The following is a 3,658-nucleotide window of genomic DNA, read 5'->3' as shown; positions in this document are numbered from 1 at the left end:
AGCGACAGCTGGGCAGGTCTGAGACAAGGGCAAGTTGCAGGCCTATCCGCCGGCAGACTTGAGCGCCACCAGCACCACAACGACCACAGCCAGAACCAGCGAAACACCCCGCCAAAACGCCACCGGGTTGCGCTCAAGCAAGGCCGGACGGGTCTTGTCCAGGAATGACTGGTTGGGGTGACGCAGGTCGTACAAGAACTCCGACAGCTCACCATAGCGCTTGGCGGGATCGGGGTGAACGGCCTTGCGCAGCACGCCGTCTATCCATGCGGGTATGTCACGGTCTTCGTACAGCACCGAGTCATAGCGCAGCTTGCTTTGCGCGGCCCGGGTCCGGCATTTGGCCACTTCAGCGCCGTAGGGCAGCTTGCCCGTCAGCATCTGGTAGGTGATGACCCCGAGTGAGAACAGGTCTGAGCGCGTGGTACCGCCCTCGCCCACAAAATACTCCGGCGCCGAATATTGGGCCGTGCCCAGGATGTCGTTGTGCCCGCCGGGCGCATCTGCTTCCACTAGGCTGGCTACGCGGGTTGATCCAAAGTCAATGATTTTCGCCGTACCGGTCTTGTCGATCATGACGTTCTCGGGCCGCAGGTCCTGGTGCAGCATCTCCAGCCGGTGAAACGCGCGCAGGCCTTTGGCGATTTGCTCCACCAGCCCACGCACGGCTTCCAGGCCGGGCCGGGGGTTGTCAATCATCCACTGGCTCAGCGTTTGCCCGTCGATGTATTCGGTGGCCACATACACATAGTGGCGCTTTCGGGTCGGTACATAGGGCTTCAGCACATGTGCGCTGTTGATGCGCCGGGCGATCCACTCTTCTGTCAAAAACCTTTCAAGGTAGGCCGCGTCGCCACCCAGGTCTATCGACGGGGTTTTCAGGATGACAAGCGCACCCGTTTCGTTGTCTGTGGCCAGGTAGATGTGGCTGCGACTGCTGCCGTGCACTTCGCGGATGATGGTGTAGCCGTCAAACTGCGTCCTGGCCTCCAGGATGGGCGGAAGCGGCAGGCCCGACAGCTGCTGGAGCAGCTCGCCGGCCTGCCCGTTGGGCAGCTCATCGACGCGGACAATTTGTGCCGTGAGGTTGTCGCCACTGCCTCGCTCCAGGGCTTTTTCGACGATGGACTTGGCTGCCATATCCAGCCCGCCAGGCTCGTCGGCACAGATGTGGATGAGGCCGGCCATGTCGTATTCGCTGACGTGTTCATACACGCCGTCGGTGGCCAGAAGAAAGATGTCGCCCTGCTCCACCTGCTGGGTCTGGTAGTCGATCTCAAGCTGCGGCTTGAAGCCCAGCGCGCGGCCCAGATAGCTTTGGCCCTGGGAAATCCACACACGGTGGTCGTTGGTCAGTTGTTCCAGCGCCTTGCCGCGCAGGCGGTAAATGCGTGAATCACCGACATGAAAAATATGCGCAGTGGTCGACTTGATGACCATGGCACTCAGGGTGCACACATAGCCTTTGTCCTTGTCGTAGCGGTACTGGCTTTTCTGTGTCTGCGCATGCAGCCAGGAGTTGGTGGCGCTCAGGATCCGCTCGGCCGATGTCTTGACCGACCAGGCTTCCGAGGTGCAGTAATAGTCCTCAAGGAAACCGGTGACGGCGTACTGGCTGGCCACGTCGCTGACGGCACTGCTGCTGATGCCGTCGGCCAATGCAATGGCAATGCCCTTGGCGCTCAGTTGCGGCTCTTTGGGTACATAGATGCCGTGGAAATCCTGGTTGGTTTCCTTGCGGCCCTTGTCCGAATACTGGCCTGCCGATATCTTCAGTTCACTGGACATGTGGGGTACCGGCAAAGCCCCCGCGCATCTTTGTATCTTGCATGCGCGGGAGCTTTTGTTTTGAAAGCAGATTATTTAAAGGAACGTGACGGTCCGGTTTTAATGTGCGTGGCATACAGCGTCAAGCCGGTGAAGGCCAGGCCGCCCACCAGGTTGCCCAGCACCGTCGGAATTTCGTTCCAGATCAGGTAGTCCATGATGGTGAAATGCGCGCCCAGCAGCAGGCCGGACGGGAACAGGAACATGTTCACGATGGAATGCTCGAACACCATGTAGAAGAACAGCATGATGGGCATCCACATCGCGATCACCTTGCCGCTCACCTGGGTGGAGATCATCGCCCCCACCACGCCGGCCGACACCATCCAGTTGCACAGCATGCCGCGCACGAACAATGTGAGCATGCCGTTGGCGCCGTACTTCTGGTAGCCCAGCGTGCGGTTCTCGCCCACAACGCCGATGGCCTTGCCCACGGCGTTGGGCTCGGTCGAAAAGCCGTTGGTGACGTAGATTGCCATCATCACGGCCACCGTGAAGGCACCCAGGAAGTTGCCGGTGAACACCAGGCCCCAATTGCGCAGAACGCCCTTGACCGTGACGCCCGGGCGTTTGTCGATCAGCGCCAGCGGGCACAGCACGAACACGCCGGTGAGCAAGTCGAAGCCGAACAGGTAGAGCATGACAAAACCGACCGGAAACAGCACGGCGCCCAGCAGCGGCTGGCCGGTTTGCACGTTGATGGTGACGGCGAACCAGGCCGCCAGCGCCAGGATGGCGCCGGCCATATAGGCCCGGATCACGGTGTCGCGGGTAGACATGAAGATTTTGGATTCACCCGCATCCACCATCTTGGTCACAAATTCCGAAGGCACTAAATAAGCCATACGATCCCTCTAAATCCTGTTTTGCCAAAAAAAAATCCACTTCGAGATCTTCAAAAAGATTGAAGACCGAAGTGGACGCCGTTATCCATTCAGATCGATTGGGCACCGCGAAGCTCGCTTTACCCTGCGCAGGCCTYCGTCAGCCTGACCTCAGGGATGCAAGCACATACCGTGCCGCTAGCAAAACACCGCGGATCCGGCCTTGCTGGCCCCCGGAGGCACTGCGGAGGCGATTGCGTCGCCMCAAATTTGTGCATTTCAACGCCATTGACAAATATTTTGGTGCCAACCGTTACATCGTCTGGCCACCCAGGCGCTGGCTTGGACGATGCGCACCCGGCAGCACCACAGCTTTTCGACGGGCAGATGATTCATGAAGCTGACATGTCCTGCCAAAAGAATAGGCGCTCCAACGCCACTACTTTTTCTGGAGAAACCCATGGATCGCCGACAATTTGTTAATTCGACTGCTGCCGTGTTGGGAGGCTCGGCCATGGTGCTTCCCCGCCTCGCCAAGGCGCAGTCAGCCCCTGCCCTCATCACGCGCGAAGCCATGCGGCCCCAAATGGCCCACGGGGTTCAAAGTGGCGACCCAAAAGCGGACGGCGCGGTGATATGGACCCGCAGCGACCGGCCTTCACGCCTTTGGCTCGAGTGGGCAACGACCGCCAGTTTTACCAATGCCACGCGCGTGCGGGGCCCTTACCTGATGGACGACACCGACTTCACCGGGCGCGTGGACCTGACGGGCCTGCCGGCGGGCCAGGAAATTTTCTACCGGGTGGTGCTGCAAGACCTGCATAACGAACGTGTGCTGTCTGAAGCCGTGGCCGGCCACCTGCGTCTGCCTGCCGGCGCAGGGGCCAAGGCTGTACGCGACGTGCGCTTCACATGGAGTGGCGATACGGCCGGGCAAGGCTGGGGCATCAACGAGGCATGGGGCGGCATGAAAATCTACGAGCAGATGCGAAAGGTCAACCCTGACT

General features: G+C 60.1%; 3 protein-coding genes. 1 reads left to right on the top strand and 2 read right to left on the bottom strand.

Translation table 11 applies throughout. The features are described 5' to 3' along the window. Positions 1-42: 42 nt before the first annotated feature. Together AC1D1P_RS17645 and AC1D1P_RS17640 are read right to left on the bottom strand one after the other, a co-directional pair. Complete coding sequence (locus AC1D1P_RS17645) at positions 43-1,788, bottom strand: bifunctional protein-serine/threonine kinase/phosphatase (RefSeq protein ID WP_477673857.1); 1,746 nt, start codon at positions 1,786-1,788, stop codon at positions 43-45. A gap of 71 nt (positions 1,789-1,859) precedes the next feature. Then, positions 1,860-2,672 carry a formate/nitrite transporter family protein gene (locus tag AC1D1P_RS17640; RefSeq protein ID WP_477669446.1) on the bottom strand — a complete coding sequence of 271 codons (813 nt, stop codon included), beginning with the start codon at positions 2,670-2,672 and terminating at the stop codon, positions 1,860-1,862. Positions 2,673-3,111: 439 nt separating this feature from the next. Between AC1D1P_RS17640 and AC1D1P_RS17635 the strand changes: the two genes are divergently transcribed. Next, on the top strand, positions 3,112-3,658 hold a 547-nt coding region (locus AC1D1P_RS17635; protein ID WP_477673856.1), incomplete at its 3' end, for a PhoD-like phosphatase N-terminal domain-containing protein.

Source organism: Polaromonas sp. P1_E1_2 (assembly GCF_056406035.1).
This window is presented reverse-complemented; position numbering and strand designations above follow the sequence as displayed.

What these genes read in the sequence shown, in the direction of transcription:
- AC1D1P_RS17640 (WP_477669446.1), bottom strand. Translation starts at nt 2,672, where the DNA reads ATGGCTTATTTAGTGCCTTCGGAATTTGTGACCAAGATGGTGGATGCG.
- AC1D1P_RS17645 (WP_477673857.1), bottom strand. Translation starts at nt 1,788, where the DNA reads ATGTCCAGTGAACTGAAGATATCGGCAGGCCAGTATTCGGACAAGGGC.